General features: G+C 64.5%; 5 protein-coding genes. 2 read left to right on the top strand and 3 right to left on the bottom strand.

The window, feature by feature from the left end:
* Positions 1-753: EamA family transporter (locus tag ABW137_RS30835; protein ID WP_526405873.1), on the bottom strand; the 753-nt coding region annotated here is incomplete at its 3' end.
* On the opposite strand from ABW137_RS30835, the gene ABW137_RS30840 reads away from it, so the two are divergent.
* Positions 752-1,111, top strand: coding sequence for a hypothetical protein (locus ABW137_RS30840; RefSeq protein ID WP_526405875.1), 360 nt, complete (start codon positions 752-754; stop codon positions 1,109-1,111). The genes ABW137_RS30835 and ABW137_RS30840 overlap by 2 nt on opposite strands.
* 295 nt (positions 1,112-1,406) lie before the next feature.
* The gene (locus tag ABW137_RS30845; RefSeq protein WP_526405877.1) at positions 1,407-1,829 is read left to right on the top strand and encodes a (R)-mandelonitrile lyase; all 423 of its coding nucleotides are present in this window, start codon (positions 1,407-1,409) and stop codon (positions 1,827-1,829) included.
* 53 nt (positions 1,830-1,882) lie between these two features.
* Here the strand turns inward: ABW137_RS30845 and ABW137_RS30850 are convergent, their stop codons facing one another.
* Positions 1,883-2,209 (bottom strand): excalibur calcium-binding domain-containing protein, encoded by a 327-nt coding sequence (locus ABW137_RS30850; RefSeq protein ID WP_526405878.1) that lies wholly within the window; start codon positions 2,207-2,209, stop codon positions 1,883-1,885.
* A 297-nt stretch (positions 2,210-2,506) separates the two neighbouring features.
* Positions 2,507-3,172: sugar transferase (locus ABW137_RS30855; RefSeq protein WP_526405880.1), on the bottom strand; the 666-nt coding region annotated here is incomplete at its 5' end.

The following is a 3,172-nucleotide window of genomic DNA, read 5'->3' on the forward strand; positions in this document are numbered from 1 at the left end:
AGGCACCGCCAAGGTGGTGGCGGCCATCGTGCCCGCATCCGTGCGGTTCAGCGCGTAGGCCCAGATGAGAAATGCGATCGCCGTGGGCCCGACGCCCAGAAAGGCGACCCCCGCCAGCGCCATGGGCGAAGCCAGCCCGATCTCGTGGATGGCCTGACCGGCGAACGGCACCGTGGCGAGCATTCCGGCCGCACATCCGACCCACGTGGCGGCGATGGCGTTCACGGTCCGCAGGGCCACCTTCTGCAGCAGCACACCGACCGCGTAGAGCACCGCGGCCAACAGACCCAATGACACCCCGAGGTGATCGTTGAGGCCGACACCGGATCCGCCGGCGGCGATCAGCACCACGCCGGTGAAGGCCACCACGATGCCCACCACCAGCGGTCGGGGAAACCCCTCACCGAGGAAGAAGCCCGCGAAGACCGCGACCAGAATCGGCGCGAAGTTGACCAGCAGTGCCGCGGTGCCTGCATCGAGATGTTGCTCTGCCCAGTTCAGCACCACCGTGTAGGCGGCGAACCATAGGAGGCCGTAACCGATGACGAGTATAAGGCCGCGTCCGCGCGGGACGGCAGGCCGGTAAATCGTCGCCACGACGGCCAGTGCCACCGTGCCGACGGTCAATCGGATGAATGCCATTGCCCCTGGACTGAATTCGGCGCCACAGAACCGGATCACGACGAATGCCGAAGCCCACAGCAGAACCGTGACCGCAGCCGCGAGCACCGGGAGACGATCCGTGGTTTTCATGGGTCCAGTCTCCGCATCGGTGCCCGCCGCGAACAAGCGGATTTCCGACAGGAAGGTGGTAGATGCCGCCAATCTGGCCGACCCGTCAGCGCTGCCCGGCCGCGAGACCATGGACGCCGAGAATCTTCCGAGAATTCGCCAAGGGCGGGGCGCGACTCTAGGGGTGTCAAACACCACCAACCAAGGAGCCATCCAGATGATGAACCACATCCGCACCCTCGTCCTCGCCGCCGCCAGCGCCGCCGTAGTGGCCGCGGGCCTTGGAGTCGCCGCCGTCGGCGTGGCCGGAACCGCCAGTGCCGACGAGATCTGCTGGGACCTCCAGTACGACGGCACCACCGACTACTACTACTGCTAGTGCGACGCTCGCGGGTGAACGCAACCGCCCGCCCAACTCGTGAGGGGTACTGCCATTACCTGGAATGTCAGACACTGCCGGCAGGCGCGTATGCGGCGTTGACTTGGGATACGCAGAACGGTCTCGACAAGGCTAGCGATGGGAGCCGAGATGACGAGGTGGAAGTCCGATGACCTGAGCTGCTTCGGCGGTGCCGAGGAAGTGCAGATCGCAGGCCCAGTCAAGTCCATCACCAGCGAAGCGTCCCGCTCAATGACACTGAAAATCGCTCCCTCCCAATAGAACTAGGAACTTCATGCACAAAGTCCCTCAGGGTTCCTCTACCAAGGGCCCAGCCGAGATGTTCACCGGCGATGTGTACTTCGACGTCATCGCGAAGGGTGAGGAGCCGTCCCGGTTGCGCGTCAACACCGTGCGGTTCGCACCGTGCTCGCGCACAGCGTGGCACACGCACGCCCGTGGACAGACCCTGCACGTCACCGAGGGAATCGGCCTGGCGCAGTCCCGGGGAGGTGACGTCGTCGTGATGCGACCCGGCGACACCGTTTACACGCCACCCGGCGAATGGCACTGGCACGGCGCCGCGCCCACGCATTTCATGGTCCACCTGGCGATGTGGGAGGCACCGGATTCCGGTGAGCCAGAAACCGTGTGGGGCGAGCACGTTACCGACGCCGAGTACACGTGGCCCGAGAGCCTCGATGACGCGTCACGATGACGATCGGTGAGGCGGCTCGGATGCCTCCGTCCGCGTCGTTCGAGCCGTGACGTTTACGACTCGCAGGCGATGCCATCGCCGTCGCGGTCGCCACCCGACCAGTAGTCAGGGTCGCCCTGCGGTATGTCGTAGCGGCCATCTTCATGTGCAGCGGTGCAGTTGCGGTAAGGGCCGGCTGCGGACGCAGCGGGGGCAATCCCGACAGCAACCGCAGCAATCCCGACAGCAGCGATCAAAACACGAATGAACACTTGTTCCCCTTGGGTGGTTGGAGAGCGGATTCCCCCGAACCCGGGCGAATCGTAGAACCAACCAAGACAAGATCGCAAGTAGCCGTCAGCAAACCTCTTGTGGACCACTTGGCTCCGCCCACGCCGCACGTCCGGACAGCCAAAGGGGTTCGCTCAGCTACCCCACCGCCGGTGCGGCGTCGAGTAGCGCTGTGAAGCAGGGCGACCGGGACTTGGCGGGCGTCGAGCGCGCGCAGCTGTCGTCAGAACGTGGTCACGACCTTGGCCGTCCGTCAGGTTTCGAGCCCGGCCACACACTGATCAAGAGTCAGTTGCCAATGCGGGCAGCGTATCTCGCGATGCCTCACACTCATGGACCGACCTCGCGGACACTCCCGGAGGTCGGTGCGAACCGACGCGGCCCGAGTGGAACTCTCAAGGATCGCCCTAGTCGGCACCGCGCATCACGGCCGGCACAGTGAGGAGAAGGATCTTGAGGTCGAGGGCTAGCGACCAGTTCTGGATGTAGTAGTTGTCCCACTCGACCCTATCGGCGATCGACGTCTGGCCGCGCAGCCCGTGCACTTGGGCCCAACCGGTCATTCCAGCTTTGACCCGGTGGCGTTCGCCGTACCGGTGAATCTGGATTTCGAAGTACTCGACGAACTGGGGCCGTTCGGGGCGTGGGCCTACGAGGCTCATTTCGCCTCGGAGGACATTGATCAATTGAGCCAGCTCGTCCAACGAGGTCGACCGCATGATCTTGCCAACCGCCGTCCGCCGATCTTCACCCTCGACGCCACCGGGCGCCGAACTCGACGCCGGTTTGAATTCGGCGTCAGAAGACCTCGGCGGGCGCATGGTGCGGAACTTGAGACACTCGAATACCCTGCCGTCGCGGCCGATTCGATCCTGACGGAAGAAGATCGGGCCCGGCGAACTCAGCCGAACCAGCACGATTAGGCCGATGAACACTGGGGAGATCACCAGCAGACCGAGAGCAGCAGCGATGCGGTCAAGGATGTGCTTGACCGTGAACTGCGCTCCGTGCGGGTCAATGTGCGGCAGCGCCAACAGTGGCAGGCCGCCAATGTGTTCAACAAATGCCCGCTC

The organism is Mycobacterium sp., from assembly GCF_040509115.1.
GTDB lineage: Bacteria > Actinomycetota > Actinomycetes > Mycobacteriales > Mycobacteriaceae > Mycobacterium.